This is a genomic window from Lysinibacillus sp. FSL W7-1291, from assembly GCF_038593415.1.
GTDB classification, from domain to species: domain Bacteria; phylum Bacillota; class Bacilli; order Bacillales_A; family Planococcaceae; genus Lysinibacillus; species Lysinibacillus fusiformis_D.
Window position 1 is genome coordinate 450,015 of record NZ_CP151994.1, and the last position, 20,240, is coordinate 470,254.

16 protein-coding genes are annotated in these 20,240 nt (G+C 39.4%); 15 read left to right on the plus strand and 1 reads right to left on the minus strand.

Features of this window, described 5'->3' with window-relative positions; translation table 11 throughout:
- The first annotated feature begins 4 nt into the window (after positions 1-4).
- From NST76_RS02140 to NST76_RS02150, 3 genes are all read left to right on the plus strand, one after another.
- Positions 5-3,787, plus strand: a complete 3,783-nt coding sequence (locus NST76_RS02140) for an AAA domain-containing protein (protein ID WP_342544564.1) — start codon at positions 5-7, stop codon at positions 3,785-3,787.
- Between the two features lies 1 nt (position 3,788).
- Positions 3,789-4,541, plus strand: coding sequence for a hypothetical protein (locus NST76_RS02145; protein ID WP_036117511.1), 753 nt, complete (start codon positions 3,789-3,791; stop codon positions 4,539-4,541).
- A 157-nt stretch (positions 4,542-4,698) separates the two neighbouring features.
- Positions 4,699-5,769: a glycosyltransferase gene (locus tag NST76_RS02150; RefSeq protein ID WP_141903947.1), complete on the plus strand. Its 1,071-nt coding sequence runs from the start codon at positions 4,699-4,701 to the stop codon at positions 5,767-5,769.
- 235 nt (positions 5,770-6,004) lie between these two features.
- Here the strand turns inward: NST76_RS02150 and NST76_RS02155 are convergent, their stop codons facing one another.
- Entirely contained in the window at positions 6,005-8,194 is a 2,190-nt protein-coding gene (locus NST76_RS02155; protein ID WP_340810261.1) for a DNA topoisomerase III, read from the minus strand.
- Positions 8,195-8,559: 365 nt separating this feature from the next.
- Between NST76_RS02155 and NST76_RS02160 the strand changes: the two genes are divergently transcribed.
- The 12 genes from NST76_RS02160 to NST76_RS02215 all read left to right on the plus strand — a co-directional run bounded on the left by NST76_RS02160 (position 8,560) and on the right by NST76_RS02215 (position 20,208).
- Positions 8,560-9,177 carry a TetR/AcrR family transcriptional regulator gene (locus NST76_RS02160; RefSeq protein WP_036117492.1) on the plus strand — a complete coding sequence of 206 codons (618 nt, stop codon included), beginning with the start codon at positions 8,560-8,562 and terminating at the stop codon, positions 9,175-9,177.
- Positions 9,178-9,297: 120 nt separating this feature from the next.
- On the plus strand, positions 9,298-10,440 hold the full coding sequence (locus NST76_RS02165; protein ID WP_036117490.1) for an acyl-CoA dehydrogenase: 1,143 nt from the start codon (positions 9,298-9,300) through the stop codon (positions 10,438-10,440).
- A gap of 183 nt (positions 10,441-10,623) precedes the next feature.
- Positions 10,624-12,258: an AMP-binding protein gene (locus NST76_RS02170; protein ID WP_340810262.1), complete on the plus strand. Its 1,635-nt coding sequence runs from the start codon at positions 10,624-10,626 to the stop codon at positions 12,256-12,258.
- Between the two features lie 15 nt (positions 12,259-12,273).
- Positions 12,274-13,632: an acetyl-CoA carboxylase biotin carboxylase subunit gene (locus NST76_RS02175; protein ID WP_036117487.1), complete on the plus strand. Its 1,359-nt coding sequence runs from the start codon at positions 12,274-12,276 to the stop codon at positions 13,630-13,632.
- Between the two features lie 65 nt (positions 13,633-13,697).
- Entirely contained in the window at positions 13,698-13,910 is a 213-nt protein-coding gene (locus NST76_RS02180) for an acetyl-CoA carboxylase biotin carboxyl carrier protein subunit (RefSeq protein WP_004225532.1), read from the plus strand.
- Positions 13,911-13,925: 15 nt separating this feature from the next.
- Positions 13,926-14,843, plus strand: a complete 918-nt coding sequence (locus tag NST76_RS02185) for a hydroxymethylglutaryl-CoA lyase (RefSeq protein ID WP_036117483.1) — start codon at positions 13,926-13,928, stop codon at positions 14,841-14,843.
- On the plus strand, positions 14,840-15,622 hold the full coding sequence (locus NST76_RS02190) for an enoyl-CoA hydratase (protein ID WP_058843612.1): 783 nt from the start codon (positions 14,840-14,842) through the stop codon (positions 15,620-15,622). Before NST76_RS02185 ends, NST76_RS02190 begins: the two co-directional genes overlap by 4 nt.
- Positions 15,623-15,674: 52 nt before the next feature.
- Entirely contained in the window at positions 15,675-17,213 is a 1,539-nt protein-coding gene (locus tag NST76_RS02195; RefSeq protein WP_058843613.1) for an acyl-CoA carboxylase subunit beta, read from the plus strand.
- Between the two features lie 123 nt (positions 17,214-17,336).
- Positions 17,337-17,912 (plus strand): VanZ family protein, encoded by a 576-nt coding sequence (locus NST76_RS02200; protein WP_271913514.1) that lies wholly within the window; start codon positions 17,337-17,339, stop codon positions 17,910-17,912.
- Positions 17,913-18,209: 297 nt separating this feature from the next.
- A complete protein-coding gene (locus tag NST76_RS02205) occupies positions 18,210-18,935 on the plus strand; it encodes a hypothetical protein (protein WP_330493608.1) in 726 nt (241 codons plus the stop codon).
- A gap of 24 nt (positions 18,936-18,959) precedes the next feature.
- Positions 18,960-19,454, plus strand: coding sequence for a Cys-tRNA(Pro) deacylase (ybaK, locus tag NST76_RS02210; protein WP_141903935.1), 495 nt, complete (start codon positions 18,960-18,962; stop codon positions 19,452-19,454).
- Positions 19,455-19,572: 118 nt separating this feature from the next.
- Positions 19,573-20,208 (plus strand): YitT family protein, encoded by a 636-nt coding sequence (locus NST76_RS02215; RefSeq protein WP_036117471.1) that lies wholly within the window; start codon positions 19,573-19,575, stop codon positions 20,206-20,208.
- The last annotated feature ends 32 nt before the right edge of the window (positions 20,209-20,240 follow it).

Consider the following 20,240-nt stretch of genomic DNA (forward strand, 5'->3'; position numbering starts at 1 on the left):
GCTCATGCAGGACATAGCTTTACTAGAAAAACAACGCTGTAGTCTTATTTTGACCAATAAGGCGAAGGAAGCGGTAGAGGAATGCTCAGCAAACGAGCATGCCTTTTTTACGTTACAAAGATCTTTTACTGTTTACATTGAAAAACGCAAAGCAAAAAAAGTTGGTGAAACCTTTTTATCCATCTATTTTAATGCGGAGGACAATGAAAAATTAAGCGATTTACTTGCGGAAAAAACAGTCATTATGGATTGTGTGCTGAAGCTAGAAGGTTTGTTGGCGACTAATATTCGTTTTGTGCATATGCGTGGTCCTATCAATACAAATCGCCGCCTAGCAGCCGCATTACAATTTGTCACAAAGCCTAACAATGGAGCAGGCATTCCACTGGAGCTTCATACAAAAATAAGGCAGTTACCGATAGCGGAAGAACGCACAGAATATGTAAAAAAACGTATAGCTAGCTGGGAAGGCTATTTAAAAATTCAAGAACGTGATGCAACGATTGACGATATTCATACAGAATTTAAGCAAAGCTACTTCAACGAAGACTTTACACGCTTAACGATTGTTTGTCCCTACATAAAGAGTAAAGAGTGGAAAAAGTTAGAGGGTTTAAGTGTAAGTATTCAAGGGGTTCGTGGTGAAATTGGGCAAGTTTTAAAGGCGAATGCAGGAAAACAAACGATTGAAATTGATTTAAAGCCTTTTATACAGGAAATGGCTCGTAAGGATCAGCTGAATCTTCGTTCGAAGCAAGCAAGCTTTAGTAATTTTGCGACCTTAAGTCAAATTCGAAGATTACGAAATGGCTTCACAAAGCTAGAGAAGGGTGAGGCAGTTAACCCTAATTTAGAAACTATCCTGTTTGAACGGCGCCCAACAGTCCGAGCGTCCAAGCTACGAGAAGATATTACGTTTCAAAATAATTTAAATGAATATCAAAGACGAGCAGTATTAGGTGCATTATCTGTTGAGGATTTGTATGTCATACAAGGTCCTCCAGGAACGGGAAAAACGACTGTCATCTCAGAGATTTGTCAGCAAAATGTCAAGGCGGGCTTAAAAACACTAGTAGCATCACAATCAAATTTAGCCGTCGACAATGCATTAGGACGTTTGCTAGCCAATCAAGAAATTCGAATTTTACGCTATGGAAGAACGGAAAGTATCGAGGAAGAAGGCAAAAAATTCATAGAGGAAAATGTCGCTCTCCAATGGCGTGAACAAACACTGGCTGCAATCGAAGAGACAATAGCAATATTTCCAGAACGCGAGCTAGAGCTAAAAGCCAATCTTGCAAAAGCAGAAGATGAACTAGAAAAATTGGAGCAATGGCTAGAACAATTAACTCAGGAAATTGCCGCAAAAGAGCAAGCAGCAATTGAAGAACCCATTCTACAGCAGGAGATTCAAGCATTAAAAAAAGAATTGAAGGCTGCTAAAACAGAGCAACAAACATGTGAAGCACAAAAAGAGCATTATGAGAAACAGCTCGCACAAATCGAACCAATTGTACAGCAGCTTGAACAGACACTTGCTGATTATCCCTCGGTCGAGCAACTACAGTGTACGATTCAGGAAACTACAGAAAAAGTGGAACAATTAGAAGCGGCTGCTCAGTATAAAGAACTACAAGAACAAAAGCAGCAGTTAACTCAGCAATTTCAAGAAATACAACAGAAATATGAAATCGAAAGTAAGCGTCTAGTCATTATGAAGGAAGCTCAAAAGTATATCTACACCTTAACTTCGTTTGAGCTTATCGAGCGATTTTTACAGCACTATCAAATTCGCCCTTCCCATGTACTTTCTCAGCAAATGAGTCGCTTGCAGCATTTGGAAGATGCGAAAGATTTAGAGGCATGGTCAACGATCAATGCTCGCCTCCAAAAGGCGATTGCCAAGTTAGAGGCTTTAGTTATTCATGAAGTGAAGGAACGAGCCCTTGCTAAAAGTAGATTACAACCCGTACAATCATTTTCTCTGCAAAACCTCACAGGAGTATTCGCAGAGCTGAACACGGCTTTTCAGGATGGTCAATTACCAGCAACTGATGTTCTAGAGAGTTATCTGCTTGGGCTATATATGCGTCGTGATTTCGTTTGGCAAAAGGGAGTAGCACTAAAGCAACAACAAGAGCATAAAGATCAGGAATTTGAATCTTTCCGTAAAAATCTAGTGACTTTGATTCATCAGGAATGTGCAATCACTAGCTTTGATGTGCAAAGTTTACAACGTCAACTCCAACCATTTTTACAGCATACAGAGCGTTTACAACAGTTAGCAAACGCCTTCCAGATTACTGAGGAGCCAGAAGAATCTGTAGAATATTTAAAGATTCTTACCTCACAAGCTAGGGAGTCTCTTCAACAAGCAAAGCAACAGCTTGAGGCAATGGAACAGGCGAAAGTACAACTAGTTCCGAAGCAAGCCTCTCTACAGACTGTCACAACAAGCTTACAGGAAGTGGAGCAGCAGCTAACACAAATGGAAGAGCGTATAAAGGACATTAATATTGCTGGATTAAAGAAAGAAAAGCAACTAGCAGTTTATACACAGCTTTTACAATCTACGCCAGAACGTACTGCTGAAGAGGTGCTGGAAGCTATTCAAACTTCTAAACAGGCCATTGAAGCATTACAGCGGCAGCAAAAGCAGCTACCTCTTCGCCAAAAACTACAAGAACAATGGCGTGAAAAACTACAAAACGCAACAGAGTATGATTTAGATGAAATTCGAAAATTATATGTACGTCATGCGAACGTTATCGGAACAACATGTGTAGCTTCCGCTAGTAAAGAGTTTATGGAGAATTACCCAACTTTTGATGTGGTCATTATTGATGAAGTTTCAAAGGCAACGCCACCAGAATTACTGTTACCAATGCTTAAGGGGAAAAAAGTTATTTTAGTAGGTGACCATCATCAGCTTCCACCATTACTTGGGGATGATACGCTGGAGGAAACATTGAAGGCAATGCTAGAAGAAAATCCAAACTTTGAAGGTGCACAGGAATTAAAAAATCTGTTGCGTGAATCATTATTTGAGCGTTTATTTAATAATTTGCCTCCAACACATAAACAAATGCTAGCATTACAATACCGTATGCATGAGAAAATCATGCAAAGTATCACACCATTTTATGCGAAAGAAGAAAATGGATTACAATGTGGGTTGCCAGATTCAGATGCAGCAAGAGATCATGGCTTAGAGGGTCAATTTGTAAAACGTAATGATCATTTACTATGGATTGATATGCCAACGGAGAAGCCTTATTTAGAGGAGCAGGTAAAAGGTGGGACGAGTCGTTATAACGAAGGGGAATTACAAACGATTCGCCGTATCTTAGTAGATCTTAATGAGGCAGTGAAGGCGGCAAAAGAAGCAGGGCGTATGCCGCACGATGCTCTGAAAAGCGTAGGTGTCATTAGTTTCTACGGTGAGCAGGTAAAGAAAATCAATCGTCTGCTGCAACAGGAATTACAGCTACCACACTTGCAGTTTAGAACAGGTACTGTCGATAAGTTTCAGGGGATGGAAATGGATGTCATTTTAGTGAGTATGGTTCGTAATACACCTAAAGGCGGGGATATTGGTTTTGCCAGAGATTATCGTCGTTTAAATGTTGCGCTATCTCGTGCCCGAGAGTTACTTCTACTTGTAGGAAGTGCCGAGATGTTTGCGAAGCGTGCAAAGCATCAAGATACAAGAGAAATGTATACCAATTTATTAAACACAGTAAAATCCTACGATGGCTTGCGTAATCATGAAGGGTTGGTGATGTAGAGTGTCAAAATTACAACAACGACTAATGCGTGAACTTCAACAAAATCGCAATATAAAGATTGTCAAAACCGCTGAATGGTGTATTCCTATTCGAACGGTCAGTGTGACCTATGAGCCAGTTAGGCGTTCAACAATGGATGTTTTAATGACTATGTTACTGTTAAGTATTCAGGAGGCTGATTTTGGAAGTGCCCAGGAATTGAGTGAGCTATTACTGGTCGACCCGCTATTTATTGATGACTTAGTTTCTTTAATGATTCGCGTAAATCTTGTAAAGAGCGAGGAACAGTTTTATAGGCTAACTGAAAAAGGGCAACAGCAGCTAGAACGGGGGATTTTTGAAGAGGAGTTAGAAGTAGAAACATCTACACTTTACTTTAGCCCCTGCCACCAATCATTTCTCACAATTGATACAAATAATGATGAATATGATGAATTACCAGAGCTATACCGTTATATCGATAAAGAGGCTGAACAACAGGAGCAGTTTGAGGAGTCGCTAGTGATAGCTGCATTACAAGAAGTGAACGCAGAGGGGGAAGAGAACTCCCAAAAAATCATCTCAAAAATTGTTCAAACAGAAGCCCAACAAATTAATGATAGTCCATGTTTAGAGTTTGTTCTTTATGATAGGGAGCAGGATCTACTCTTTGTACGAGTGTGGAATACATTACTTAATCAATGGGATCATCATTTAGAGCAACAGCTTACAGACAAAGAACAGTTAACATGGCGTGAGCAATATTTAACTTAATTCAACTGGTATTCAAAAGCCAGAACAAAAACGAACGTGGACACACGTTCGTTTTTGTTTTTATATGATAAATCATAAAGATAGGTAAGAAATTTATAAAATCGTTTCGATAAAATGTGGCATTAGCATATATTACTTTATGAAAAGGAGGGGACAGATGTTAACGATTAGTTTATGTATGATTGTTAGAAACGCACAATGTACGATTGAAAGATGCTTAGATTCGGTTCAGCATATAGTGGATGAGATTAATATCATTGATACAGGATCGACTGATCGTACGAAGGATATTGTCCAAAGTTATACCTCTCGAATTTACGATTTTCCCTGGTGTGATCATTTTGCCAAGGCACGAAATTTCTCCTTTCAACAGGCAACAAAGGATTATATTTTATGGCTCGATGCAGATGACGTCATGACACAGGAAGACCAGCACAAGTTGAGTCAACTAAAGCACTCTTTATATCCATCTGTTGATGCTGTAACGATGGATTATTACCTAACGCTTGATCAGGATGGCGTAGTGGAGTGTAGTGAACGAAAGTATCGTCTTGTAAAAAGAGCGAATCATTTTCAATGGGAGGGAGCTGTCCATGAAAATTTAAAGGTATCTGGTCAGCTCTATCATAGTGATATCGCTGTCACGCACTTACCAGTAAAAAAAGATATTCATCGTCCTATTCGTATTTATGAGGGGTTAATAAGGGAGGGGCATTCGCTTTCAGCAAGAGACATATTTTATTATGCGAATGAATTGAAACAGCATCAACGTTATGTGGAGGCGATTAATCAATATCATCTATTTTTGGATAGCGATATAGGTACTACAGATGATCGTATTGAGGCTTGTTTACATGTAGGGGAGTGCTATCGTCGACTACACGATGATCAACAAGCACAGCAAGCTATTTTGCAATCCTTCTTATATGATCGACCAAAGCCAGAAGCATGTTGCCGTATGGGCCAATTTTTTATGGAGCAATCAAAACATAAAGAGGCTATTTACTGGTATTCTCAAGCCTTGCAACAAGCTCCTGTCTATTCAATGACGATCCAAAAACGTTGTTACTCCACATGGCTTCCTCATTTACAATTAAGTCTGTTATATAGGGAGCTACGGTTATTTGAAAATGCCTATCAGCATAATCTAGAGGCACAAAAATGGAAACCAAACCATCCAGAAATAAAGGATAACGAAAAATACTTACGCAATCAATTAGGGATATAAAGCCTTTTATTGGAAAGGTACATCAATAAACAGGACATAAATAGCTTGGCCAATTAATACAGATACACCAACAACAATCGTCATAAAAATCACATTACGTGGTCTAAAATTTTTTGCCTCCATTAAAAACCTCCTTTAAGATAGAATATTCAGTCAATTCAAGATATGTTTAGATGGAATGAGTATGCATAAGAAAAGAGCAAATTCACATTTAGTGAGAATTTGCTCTTGTTCATTAATCAAGCTTTAACCCTTTCAATGCTTCAGCAAGGGCGTTGTTTACAGGCTCTTCATCTTTTTGTTGTTTTAAATACTTTTGGACGGAGCGTTTATCAACCTTGCCTCCGCCTTCTTTTTTCCGTCTTGCCTCAAAGGCCGATAATTTTTCACGATAACCACATTTACACACAAAAATTTGACCATCGCCTTCTCCACGAAGCTCTAATTTTTTATGGCATTGAGGACAGCGTGCATTTGTAGTACGTGAGACATTTTTACGATGACCACATTCACGATCTTGGCAAACAAGCATTTTTCCTTTTTTGCCATTCACCTCGAGCATCGGTTTACCACAATCTGGGCAGGATTTAGTAGAGATATTATCATGCTTATACTTTTTGTCACTACCTTTAATGTCCGTAACAATTTCCTTCGTATAATTTTTCATCTCGCTAATAAATACATCCTTTTTTAGCTTGCCCTTTGCAATAAGCTCAAGTTTTTGCTCCCAATCTGCTGTGAGCGCAGGTGATTTTAATTCCTCTGGCACTAAGTCGAGTAGTTGACGACCTTTAGAGGTAATATAAATATCCTTGCCACCACGCTTTTCAATTAAGAAAGAATTAAAAAGCTTATCAATAATGTCAGCACGTGTTGCCACTGTACCAAGACCACCCGTAGATTTTAATGTGTCGGCTAATTTTTTATCACTCGTTGCCATATATTTTGCTGGGTTTTCCATGGCTGATAACAAAGTGGCTTCATTAAAATGAGCAGGTGGCTTTGTTTGACCAGATGTTTGAGCAAGAAGTTTTATTTTTAAAATATCTCCTTTATCAATACGGGGAAGTATTTGTTCCTTTACATCATCTGCTGTGTCCTCATCCTCGAAGCGATGTTCATACACTTCCTTCCAGCCAGCTAATAAAATCGTTTTTCCACGAGCAATAAAACTTTCTTCGCCAATTTTTGCACGAAGTGTTAGCTGTTCATATTCAAAAGCTGGCAGTAGCACAGCTAGGAAACGCTTTACAACTAGATCATAAATTTTACGTTCTTTATCCGAGAAAGCAGAATAATTCACATAGCCCTCTGTTGGAATAATCGCGTGGTGATCAGATACCTTGCTATCATCGACAAAGGCTTTTGTTGGCTTGATTGGTTTAGTAAGCAGTTTGTTGGCGATGGCGCGATATTCACCTATACCACAAGCCTTTAAGCGTTCAGGTATTGTGGCTACAATGTCTTGAGAAATAAAGCGAGAATCCGTACGTGGATAAGTTAACACTTTATGTTGCTCATATAGCTTTTGCATAATATTCAATGTTTCTTTCGCTGAGTAGCCAAAGATTTTATTGGCATCACGCTGTAATTCAGTTAAATCATAGAGACCTGGGGCAAATGTTTTTTTAGGTTTTTTTTCAATGTCAGCGACGATGGCATGGCTATTTCCTAGTTTTCTTACCAACGTATCTATTTTTTCTTTATCAAAGCTACGACTATTACCATTTTGGTCTTGCCAAGTGAGCTTCAAGTTGTCCGTTGTTTGTGCTTCAATCCCATAATAAGTTTGTGCTTTAAAGTTTTTAATTTCATCTTCGCGCGTCGCAATTATTGCTACAGTTGGTGTTTGTACACGTCCACAGTTCAGCTGTGCGTTAAAGCGGGTAGTTAAAGCACGAGTAGCATTGAGCCCGATATACCAATCTGCCTCAGAACGAGCTACAGCAGAGGCATAAAGATTATCATAGGCTTTGCCTGGCTTTAGATTAGCAAAGCCATCTTTTATTGCCTTATCTGTTACAGAGGAAATCCATAAGCGTTTTAGTGGCTTTTTGATCTTCACCTTATCGAGTATCCAGCGAGCTACTAATTCACCCTCACGTCCAGCATCTGTTGCAATGATAATTTCGTTTACATCATTGCGTGTAAGCTGACTTTTGACCGCATTAAATTGTTTCCCAGTTTGTTTGATAACTGTTAATTTTAAGCGTTCAGGTAGCATTGGTAAATCTTCAAGATTCCACGTTTTATATTTCACATCATAACTTTCAGGGTCAGCTAGTGTGACAAGATGTCCAAGCGCCCAAGTAACGATATACTTATCTCCTTCAAGGAAACCATTTCCCTTTTTATTACACTTCAGTACACGTGCAATGTCACGTGCTACAGAAGGTTTTTCAGCGATTACTACGCTCTTTGCCATTGTTAACACCCTTTCATAGTTCCATGGTTTTAAATATAGCATAGGTTGAGTGGGTTGGCAGTTGAACTGCAATGGAAAAATGAAAAAATAGGAATGAAGAAAATTTGTCATGAACAGCAGAGATTCTTCATATGGTATGTATGTGTTTGGGAACTTTTTAAATTCTGTTCTATGTAAAGTTTATGCTCGTAATTTTACGAAAAATCTATTTTGTTGCTAGACACCAAATTTTGAGAATGCTATATTTATGTTGTCATAGTATTTTTATAATTAGGAAAAAATAGAATAATCTATGGATTTGAGTAGTTTTTCCTGATTATAAGGAGTGATGGAGTATAGAGCTAGATGAAGGATGATAGGTGCTTATGGTAAAGAAAACGTTAAAACAAAGAATTGTAGAAGCTTCAGTTGAATTGTTTCAGCAAGATGGTTATCACAATGTAACGGTGGATCGCATTGTGGATTATATTGGGGCATCAAAGGGTGGATTTTATCATAATTTTAAATCAAAAGATGAACTGTTATATGAAATTCATGATGTCTTTATTTCATATGTTATTCAACAATCACAGGATGCATATGACAAATACGATACACCTATTAAACGTCTATGTGCCATGCTGCAAACGCTGACACAAGTGTTTGATATGTATCAAGCACATATTACGATTTTTTATGAAGAGAGTCGTTCACTCTCAGATGAATATAGTGATATTATTCATAAAAAACGAGATCACTATCGAGACATCTTGCAAAAAGTAATAGCAGAGGGCCAGGAAGCAAAGGTTTTTCGTACAGAATTACCTTGTACGATTGTCACAATGGCAATTGTAGGGATGATTAACTGGACATACAAATGGTTTAAGCAATCGGGGCCATTAACAATGGAGCAAATCACAGATGTTTTTACTGATATGGTATTGCGTGCTATTGTGACGGAACAAGCAATGGATGAAGCTAAACAATTTATGATAAAGGGGTAGCCAGTAGGAAACACTGGTTTTATTATTTGTTTTTACAAACCGACTAGTCGGTATTTATCTGTAAGTGACGATCATTGAATTCCATCTATTATGGCAAATTTGACATTAGGGGGATTAGGGATGAATTTTGAATTAACAAAAGAGCAAGAGATGATTCGTGACATGGTGCGTGATTTTGCTGAAAAAGAGATTAAACCGTATGCTCGTGAGGTTGATGAGACATCAACAATGAGAATAGAGAGCTTTAAGAAGATGGCAGAACTAGGCTTATTGGGTATCCCATTTCCTGAAGAATATGGCGGCTCAGGTGGAGATACGGTGTCCTATGCTTTAGCTGTTGAGGAAATTGGTCGTGCATGTGGGGGTACAGGACTAAGCTATGCAGCTGCTGTTAGCTTAGGAGCTTCACCAATTTACAACTTCGGCACAGAGGAACAAAAGCAGGAATGGCTAGTTCCATTAGCAAAAGGTGAGACATTAGGATCATTCGGTTTAACTGAGCCTAATGCAGGTTCAGATGCTGGTGGCACACGTACTACAGCCGTTATTGATGGCGATGACTATGTTATTAACGGAGAAAAATGCTGGATTACCAATGCAGGGTACGCTCGACAAATTATTGTAACTGCAGTAACGGGTAAACGTGAAGATGGTAAAAAAATTATTTCCTCTATTATTGTGCCAACAAACACACCAGGTGTAACGATTAACTGTAATTATGACAAAATGGGTGTACGTGGCTCCAATACATGTGAAATTGTGTTGCAAAATGTTCGTGTCCCTAGAGCAAATCTATTAGGGGATGAAAAACGAGGCTTTAGCCAGTTTTTAAACACACTAGATGGTGGGCGTATTTCTATTGCCGCGCTATCTGTGGGGATTGCACAGGCTGCCTATGAAAAAGCATTGAAGTTTGCACAGGAGCGTGAACAATTTGGTGCACCTATTTCGAAGCTACAGGCGATCCAATTTAAATTAGCCGATATGGCGATGGAAATAGAGCTTGCTCGTACATTAGTACATAAAGCGGCATGGCTAAAAGATCACAAGAAACCATTTGGCAAAGAAGCGGCGATGGCTAAACTATTTGCTTCTGAAATGGGTTTCCGTACATGTAATCAAGCTATCCAAATTCATGGTGGCTCTGGGTATATGAAGGAATACGATGTAGAACGCCATTTACGTGACATTAAGTTAATGGAAATCGGTGAAGGAACATCTGAAATTCAACGTCTCGTCATTTCTCGTCTAATTGGCTGTTAATCATAATCAATTATGCCTTGGCATAATTGTGTCCGGAATTGGCTTTGTGCTTGCACAAAGCAGTCCTTTCCGATTCCGTGACACCCGCTGAACAGTAGCTTAAATCAGCACTCATCTTACCATCTATAAAGGTGGGAGACTTCTGCTGAAAGAAGTTAAATAGCATGAATAAGGGGGATCTTCATGGCAGAGCTTGTGTATCAAACCATTGGTCAGTTGCTAGATGAACAATCTAAAAAGTATCCGCAAAACGAAGCGTTGGTCTATGCTGATAGGGGTTTACGCATGACTTATGAGCAGCTAAATCGTCAAGCACGACTCGTGGCGAGAGGTTTAATGGCTTTAGGAATTGAAAAAGGTGACCATATCGCAGTATGGACAACAAATGTGCCTGAGTGGGTGCAGCTTCAATTTGGTACGGGGAAGATGGGTGCTCCTATCGTTACGGTAAATACCAATTATCGTGCAAGCGAGTTGGAGTATCTATTAAAACAATCTGATGCCAAAACGATTTTTTTAGTTGAAAATTATCGAGACCATTCTTTTATTCATACACTGCAAGAGTTATGTCCAGAGCTTGAACATTGTGAACCAGGTAATTTGCAATCAAAGCGACTACCTTTATTAAAAAATGTTATTTTAATCGGCGAAACCAAATATCCAGGTGTACTCAATTGGTCAGATGTTTTGACTGCTGCTGAGCAAGTAACCGAGGAACAGCTAGATCAAAGAGAGCAATCTCTTCATTATGATGATGTCATTAATATTCAATATACATCTGGTACAACAGGCTTTCCTAAAGGTGTGATGTTAACGCATTTTAATTTAGTCAATAATGCAGTCAACATTGCAGAATGTATGCAGTTAACTGCAGAAGATCGTTTATGTATCCCAGTGCCATTTTTCCACTGCTTTGGTTGTGTCATAGGGACATTAGCCATTATAACGAGTGGCGGCACGATGGTACCAGTACAAGAATTTTCACCTGAAGAAGTACTAAGGACCGTTCAGCAAGAACGATGTACCGCATTACATGGCGTGCCAACGATGTTCATTAGCGAACTTAATTTACCGAATTTTGCGTCTTTCGATCTGTCAACTTTACGGACAGGAGTAATGGCGGGTTCAAACTGCCCAATTGAGGTCATGAAAGCAGTCATAGAGAAAATGGGCATGAAAGATATTACAATCTGCTATGGCCAAACGGAATCATCACCAGTTATTACACAAACTAGAACGGATGACCCGTTAACATTAAAAGTGGAAACGGTTGGTCGTGCGTTACCAAATTTAGAAGTGAAAATTGTTGTTCCTGGTACGACTGAGGAGGCCCCAACAAATGAACAAGGGGAGCTATGTACAAGAGGCTACCATGTCATGAAGGGCTACTATAAAAACCAAGAGGAAACAGAGCTTGCTATTGATGAGGCTGGCTGGCTGCATACTGGAGATTTAGCAACGATGGATGAAGCGGGCTATATCCGTGTAACTGGACGGTTGAAAGATATGATTATTCGTGGAGGCGAAAATTTATATCCGAGGGAGATTGAGGAGTTTCTTTACACGCATCCGAAAATTTCAGACGTACAGGTTGCTGGTGTCCCTGACCCTGTATATGGAGAAGAGGCGGCAGCTTGGATCATTTTAAAAGATGGCGAACAGGCAACAGAGGAAGAAATTCGAGATTATTGTAGGGACAAAATTTCTAGACATAAAATTCCGCGACATATTTTCTTTATCGATAACTATCCTATGACTGCATCTGGAAAAGTTCAAAAATATAAATTACGAGAAGATTTTGTTATGACCGTAAAGTAAGGAGGGGCAGTGACTATGTTCAACAAGGTATTAATTGCAAATCGTGGGGAGATTGCTAGACGGGTAATCAGAACATGCAAGCGTCTAAATATTCATACGGTTGCTATTTACTCAGAGGCAGATGTTGATAGCTTACATGTAAAAGATGCGGATGAAGCTTATTGTGTAGGGAAGCCACCCGTTGCACAAAGCTATTTAAACATTGACCGCATTCTTGAAATTGCAAAAGAGAGTGGCGCAGAGGCTGTTCATCCAGGCTATGGTTTACTATCGGAGAATGTGAATTTTGCGAAACGTTGTACAGAGGCGGGTTTAGTCTTTATCGGACCAAGTGCGGAAGTCATTGCGTCAATGGGCAGTAAATTAGAGGCACGTAAAACAATGAAAGCTGCTGGCGTGCCTATTGTAGAAGGAGTAGAGGCTCCTGTGAAGGATGTTGCAGAAGCTACTGAAATCGCTGAACGTTTAGGTTATCCAATTATGTTAAAAGCATCTGCTGGCGGTGGTGGTATTGGGATGCAGCTAGTTGACAATGCTGAGGAGCTGGCTAAAGCATTTGAGGGAAATCAAAAGCGTGCGCAATCATTTTTCGGTGATGGCACGATGTATATGGAGCGTTTTATCGCTAATCCTCACCATGTGGAAGTGCAAATAATTGCCGATCACCAAGGCAATATAGTTCCGTTATTTGAACGGGAATGCTCTATTCAACGAAGAAATCAAAAAGTGGTGGAAGAAGCCCCATCACCGTTCATTTCACAAGAGACAAGAGATAAGATGCTAGAGGCTTCAGTGAAGGCTGTGAGACACATTGGATACGTCAATGCTGGAACGATCGAGTATTTGGTGGATAAAGATCAAAACTTTTACTTCTTAGAAATGAATACAAGATTACAGGTAGAGCATCCAGTCACAGAGGAAATTACAAAGCTTGATTTAGTAGAAGAGCAATTAAAAATTGCGGCAAAACTACCTCTTTCATTTACTAGGGAAAGTATTGCTAAAGATGGGCATGCGATTGAAGTACGTATATACGCAGAGAATCCCTCCACATTTTTCCCTTCTCCAGGTACCATTACGGTTCTTGAATTACCAACAGGCGAAGGGGTTCGACATGAATGTGGTGTAGAGACAGGTTCAGCAGTTACACCATTCTATGATCCAATGATTAGTAAATTGGTGGTGTGGGGAGAAACAAGGGAAATTGCCTGTGAGAGATTAATTCAAGCACTGAAAGCGTATAAAGTGGAGGGTATTCAAACGAATATTCCGATGCTGTTAAAAACCGTTACACATGAACAATTTTTAAAAGGGAATACAACGACTAAATTTGTAGAGCAATATTATTTACCGCAATTAGCAGAAACAAAATAACAACTTTCATACATTCGTGCTTCTTTGAAGGGCGAATGTATGACTAAAATTAGGAGTGAAGGATAATGGCAACAGTAAAAGCAAGTATGGCAGGTACAGTGTGGAAAATCGTCGTAACAGAAGGAGAGAAAGTGACGGCAGGCCAAGATGTAGCTATTTTAGAATCGATGAAAATGGAAATTCCGATTGCAGCAGAAGAGGATGGCGTGGTAACGAAGATCATTGCCAATGAGGGAGACTTCATTAACGTTGATGATGATATTTTAGAAATTGAATAAGAGGAGGCTTCTTTAATGCAGCTACCTAAGCATGTCATGATCAAAGAAGTTGGTCCCCGTGACGGTTTACAAAACGAAAAAACGCATATTACAACTGTTGATAAAATACAATTAGTGAATTTATTGAGCCAAACAGGACTAACTTACATTGAAGTGACTTCATTTGTTCATCCGAAATGGATACCTCAATTGGCAGATGCTGTTGAGGTTCTTCAAGCTATTAAACGGCAGAAGGATATTACTTATGCAGCGCTTGTACCTAATATGCGTGGCTTAGAACGTGCATTACAGGCTGAAGTAGACGAAGTAAGTATTTTTATGTCTGCTAGTGAAAGTCATAATCAAAGCAATATTAATAAAACCATTGACGATACATTTCCTATATTAGAGGAAGTAGTAATAGGGGCTAAGGCTGCAAAGAAAAAAGTTCGAGGGTATATCTCAACGGTTATTGGCTGTCCATATGAGGGGTATATACATCCTGACAAAGTACTACGTGTAACAGATAAATTATTGGAAATGGGTGTGGCTGAAATATCGCTTGGTGACACAATTGGTGTTGGCGTGCCAACGCAGGTTGAGTATCTTTTAGAGGCGTTATTAAAAAGATACGATGCTGAAAATTTTGCCATGCATTTTCATGACACACGTGGGACAGCACTAGCCAATATTATGAAATCCTTAGAGATGGGTATGACCAAGTTTGATAGTGCGCTTGGCGGATTAGGGGGCTGTCCATATGCTAAAGGAGCTTCAGGGAATGTAGCTACAGAGGATTTATTATATTTATTCGATGAGATGGGCATTGAAACAGGAATAGATCGACAGAAAGTGCTAGAGGCAGCACTCTTTATTGAAGAGAAATTAGGCAAAGCGGTTGCATCGAAGCAAATGGCTATTGTCCGTAATGAAAGGAGTGCAAACCAACGATGACACAACTTGTTCGTTTGGAATTACTAGAGGGCAGCATTGGACTGATTACCCTAACAAGACCAGAAGCTGCAAATGCTATGTCTGTTCAGTTACTTCGTGAGCTGTCCGACATGCTCGATCAAATCAATGGAGATCCAGCAGTGCGTGTTGTCCTACTGACAGGTGCAGGAGAAAAGGCATTTTGTGCAGGAGCAGATTTAAAAGAACGTAAAGGAATGGCTGATCGACAAGTGAAGCAAATCGTACAGTTGATTGGTGCGACTGTGGCAAAAGTTGAGACACTTGCTCAGCCTGTCATTGCTGTACTAAATGGGGTAGCATTTGGCGGTGGATTGGAGCTGGCATTAGCTTGTGATCTACGTATTGCCGCTACACATGCAAAGCTTGGTTTAACAGAAACATCACTCGGTATTATCCCAGGTGCTGGAGGAACACAACGACTTCCACGACTAATTGGCCTTGGCAAAGCAAAGGAATTAATTTATACAGCACGTAGGTTGAGTGCGGCGGAAGCCAAAGATTATGGCATTGTTGAGTATGTTTATGAGGAACATGAGGTAATGGAAAAGGCACAACAACTTGCGCTAGAAATGGCAAAAAATGCACCACTCTCTCTAGTGCAAGCTAAAGTCGCAATCAATCAGGGTGTTGAGGTAGATTTAGCTACCGGGTTAAAAATTGAATCACTAGCATATAGTGCACTGATCCCAACAGAAGACCGATTAGAGGGCTTGTTAGCATTCCAAGAGAAGCGAGCGCCACAATATTCAGGGAAATAAAGCGCTAAAAATGATTTTGGTGTAATTGATTGGGCAAAGGGAGGAAATAAACATGAGCAATATCTCGACAGAAAATACGCCACCTACAATGAAGGACAAAATTTTAACAGGTGGTTTACCAAAATATCATGATAAAAATGCACAACAGGGCAAGCTATTTGTACGTGAACGTCTTGAACTATTACTAGATGATGGTCTTCAATCAGAGGATGGCCTCTATGCAAACTGTTTAGCAGGGGATTTACCAGCTGATGGTGTTGTCACAGGTATAGGTAAAATTCATGGTCGCACGGTATGTGTGCTAGCTAATGATTCTACTATTAAAGCGGGCTCTTGGGGAAAACGCACAGTTGAAAAAATGATTCGTATTCAGGAAACAGCTGAAAAGCTGAATTGCCCATTACTATATTTAGTCGATTCAGCAGGTGCGCGTATTACAGATCAGTTAGAAATGTTCCCAGGACGCAGAGGAGCAGGACGTATTTTCTACAACCAAGTCAAGCTGTCAGGGAAAGTTCCGCAAATTTGCTTATTATTTGGTCCTTCCGCAGCAGGTGGTGCTTATATACCTGCATTTTGCGATATCGTTGTCATGGTAGAAGGAAATGCTTCTATGTATTTAGGATCACCTCGGATGGCGGAAATGGTTATTGGGGAGAAAGTAGATTTAGAGACAATGGGTGGCGCAAAAATGCACTGTTCTGTATCAGGCTGTGGAGATGTACTTGTCAAAACAGAACAGGAGGCTATTACGTATGCTCGTAAATATTTAGGTTACTTCCCGAATAACTATGCTGAGCGCAGTAAGATAGAGGCACCTAAACCACCTGCTTCATTTGATAAATCTATTGAAGAATTAATTCCACAAAACCAAAATGTTCCTTTTGATATGTATAAATTAATTGAACGTATTATCGATGAAGATTCATTTTGTGAAATCAAAAAATTATTTGCACCAGAATTAATTACAGGTCTTGCACGTATTAATGGGCAATCCGTTGGGATCATCGCTAACCAACCTCGTGTCAAGGGAGGCGTGCTATTCCACGATTCTGCTGATAAAGCAGCGAAGTTCATTTCACTTTGTGATGCATTCAATATTCCGCTGTTATTCTTAGCAGACGTTCCTGGCTTTATGATTGGTACTCAGGTAGAAAAAGCAGGAATCATCCGTCATGGTGCGAAAATGATTTTTGCCATGAGTGAGGCAACTGTTCCTAAGCTAACGGTCATTGTGCGTAAAGCGTATGGTGCAGGTCTATATGCCATGGCAGGACCTGCCTTTGAACCAGATTGCTGTATTGCTTTGTCAAATGCACAAATTGCCGTAATGGGACCAGAGGCTGCTGTGAATGCTGTTTATGCCAATAAAATTGCAGAGCTTCCAAAAGAAGAGCAAGCAAGCTTCATTGCTGAGAAACGTAAAGAATACCAAGAGGAAATTGACGTGTATCGATTAGCATCAGAGCTAATCATCGATGATGTCATTGAGCCGAATGAGTTACGCAAGGTGTTAGAAAATCGCTTAGAGCTTTATATGTCCAAATACTTATTATTCTCACAACGTAAGCATGGGGTAAACCCAGTATAAACATACTTATTGAAAGGCTGTCTCTGCTGTTAAGAGGCAGCTTTTTTTGAATGATTAATTTTTCAGCTACTTGCATGCCATAGAGCAGCATATTAAAATATGGGAAGGAATAAAGGGAAGTGGGTGTTAAGCTTGTCTAAAAACAACATAACGGATGTTCACGGTAATGCCAAGCTCCCATTACCGTATCGAGATGTCATTGATACATATTATTTGCCCCTCAAGGTCATGGGGTGGATCTTATTTAGCATCTATTCATTTATAGCTTTTTATAAATTGGTCATTGATCGCTTAGTAAATGTAGTAGTTGTTTTATTGCAAGGCGATTATTCTATCGGCGACTTAGGTTTGTTTGATTATAGTAGTTGGCGACTAACTACTAATTTTGTTCCCTTTGAAACGATTCTCCGCTATATAAACTACTCTCAATATTTTAATTGGGATATCATAATCGTTAACCTTCTTGGCAACTTATTAATTTTTACGCCAATGGGTTTTTTATTGCCATTATTGTCGAAAAAATTTCGCAAAGTATGGGTCATTATTTGTTTGGGCTTTTTTGCTAGTCTTGCTGTAGAAACCATTCAATTCATTTTTACAGTGGGTTCTGCGGATATTGATGATTTAATTTTGAATACGATTGGCGCATGGCTTGGCTATATAGCTTATAAAGGGATCTTAATTAGACCTAAAAAATGAGAAAGCAGTCCTGTTTTAAGGGCTGTTTTTTGCGTTAATAAAAATTTTGTTTAAAGAGTGCTTACTGTAAAATGAATGTATGGATTATACGCTTAAAAATAGAGTCTTTATACCTAGCACTAAAAATAATTAGTATCTCTTTAGGTGGTTAGTATTAATTTTTGCTTGAATTTAATAGTGAAAATTCCGATAATGAGTGTACAGAAACTGTTCAGACGGTATAGATATAGTGAAAGAAGATATTTTCATATCTAGTATCTTATTAGCATATGAAGATAGAAGGGCGAGGTGAAAACTATGAAAATATCAAATTTAAGGGAGCAAGAGAGAATTTCATCGCAATATAATCGTAAAAAAATCTTGCAACGAAAAGAAGCCGGAGAAGCTTATCGCAAAAATGCGATGTATTTTCAGCCAAAGAAAAACCCAGCATTGCTTGAACTTGAAAATCTACTGTTAGGGCGTACCGATCAAGACTTATTTGAGCAGCAACAAGAAAAGTCAAAAGAAGTTACTCCTCAACAGCAAGCCATAATGGAAGACTTGCGACAAACAGAAAAGAATGTACGTGCTCATGAGCGATCCTATAAAGAAGGTACTAGTGATAGCGCAGAATCTTCTACTGTCGTCAATCCAGAGCAAAATGACACATTGCAAATTTTAGAGCAGGTGCGACATGCCGCATTAGCATCGACAGAGCCTTCTCCTCAAGATTTACAGGTGGCACAAAGCGTGAATGCGCAAATACAACATATATTAAACGATTCGTATACTGAAGAGGGCAAAATAGGCGAAGAAGAGCCATCCTTTGTACGTGACATCATGGAAGTGAAGGTTCCTGAACGTTTCTCGAAGGAATTGAAATTGGATCCATTTGCAGATACAATTTTCGGTAAGAACTATGAGACTGCATTTAAATTAAGAACATTCCATCAGGTATCGGAAAAATATGCGGCTCATGTTCAAATGACGAAAAATGGCTATCGTCCAGACACGGACTCTATGTTCTCTTTGATAGCCTGATGCTGTAGATAGGAGATTATTGACATGGCAAAGGCAAAGCATGCGAAAACAAATGCAATTCGATTATTAGAACAACAAAAAATCCATTTTGATGTGATTGAATATGAAACGGGAGACGGTCAAGTTGATGGTGTCTCTGTTGCAGAAAAAATTGGTCACCCTGTCACGCGTGTGTTTAAAACATTGGTAGCAAAGGCAAGCGCACAAAAGCTATTTGTATTTATCATTCCAGTGGCAGAGGAGCTGGATTTAAAAGCTGCCGCAAAGGTAGTAGGGGAAAAGAAAATCGAAATGCTAGCGGTAAAGGATTTACTTGGTTATACCGGTTATGTACGTGGCGGATGTTCACCAGTGGGGATGAAGAAGTTATATCCAACAGTAATAGATGAATCTGCCCTAGGGCAAGATAGTATTATTGTGAGTGCGGGGAAAATAGGTATGCAAATCCATGTTCAGCTAGACGACTTGAAAAATATGACAAAGGCACAGCTTGCCCCTATTACAACTACCCATGTGTGAGAGAATGGGTAGTTTCTTTATGTATAATGGACAATCAAGTACAAGCGCAGTCTCTCAATTTTTTATAGAAAATGTGATACAGTTAGAGCAATATCATGCATAGAGAGAGGGATAGGAAATGCGTAAGATAATGGGGTGGCGTTGGACATTTTTTATTAGTGGCCTAATTGTGATGTCACTTGGCATCACGATGTCGATAAAGGGGAAAATTGTTGGCACAAGCCCTTGGGATGTCTTGCATGTTGGGTTATTTCAAAATTTTGGGTTAAGTATTGGGACATGGTCTATTATAACAGGGCTCTTTATAGTTGCTTCAACATCGATTGTGTTACGTGAATGGCCAAAGATAGGCACTTGGCTGAACATGCTGCTCATCGGCTCCTTCATTGATGTATTTAATTTGGTGCTGCCATCTACTGATGTTTATGGCTTGCAGATTACATATTTTATCATTGGTTTATTTGTTTTAAGTTTTGGCTGTGGGATGTATATTGCACCGAATATGGGTGCAGGTCCACGAGATACTTTAATGATGATACTTGTTGAAAAGTTTGGTGGCTCGATTAAAACAGCCAGAATGGGCATCGAAGTTCTGGTGACCATTGTTGGCTGGCTTTTAGGAGGACCAGTTGGCGTAGGGACGGTATTAATCGCTCTAACCTCAGGCTATATTGTGCAATATTCATTACCGTATTGTCGTAAAATATTAATGAAATGTATTGGGCATATAGAAGGAATGAAGCCATTCTATTAAACGATGAAGCTACTTAGATCTGTAAAAGATAG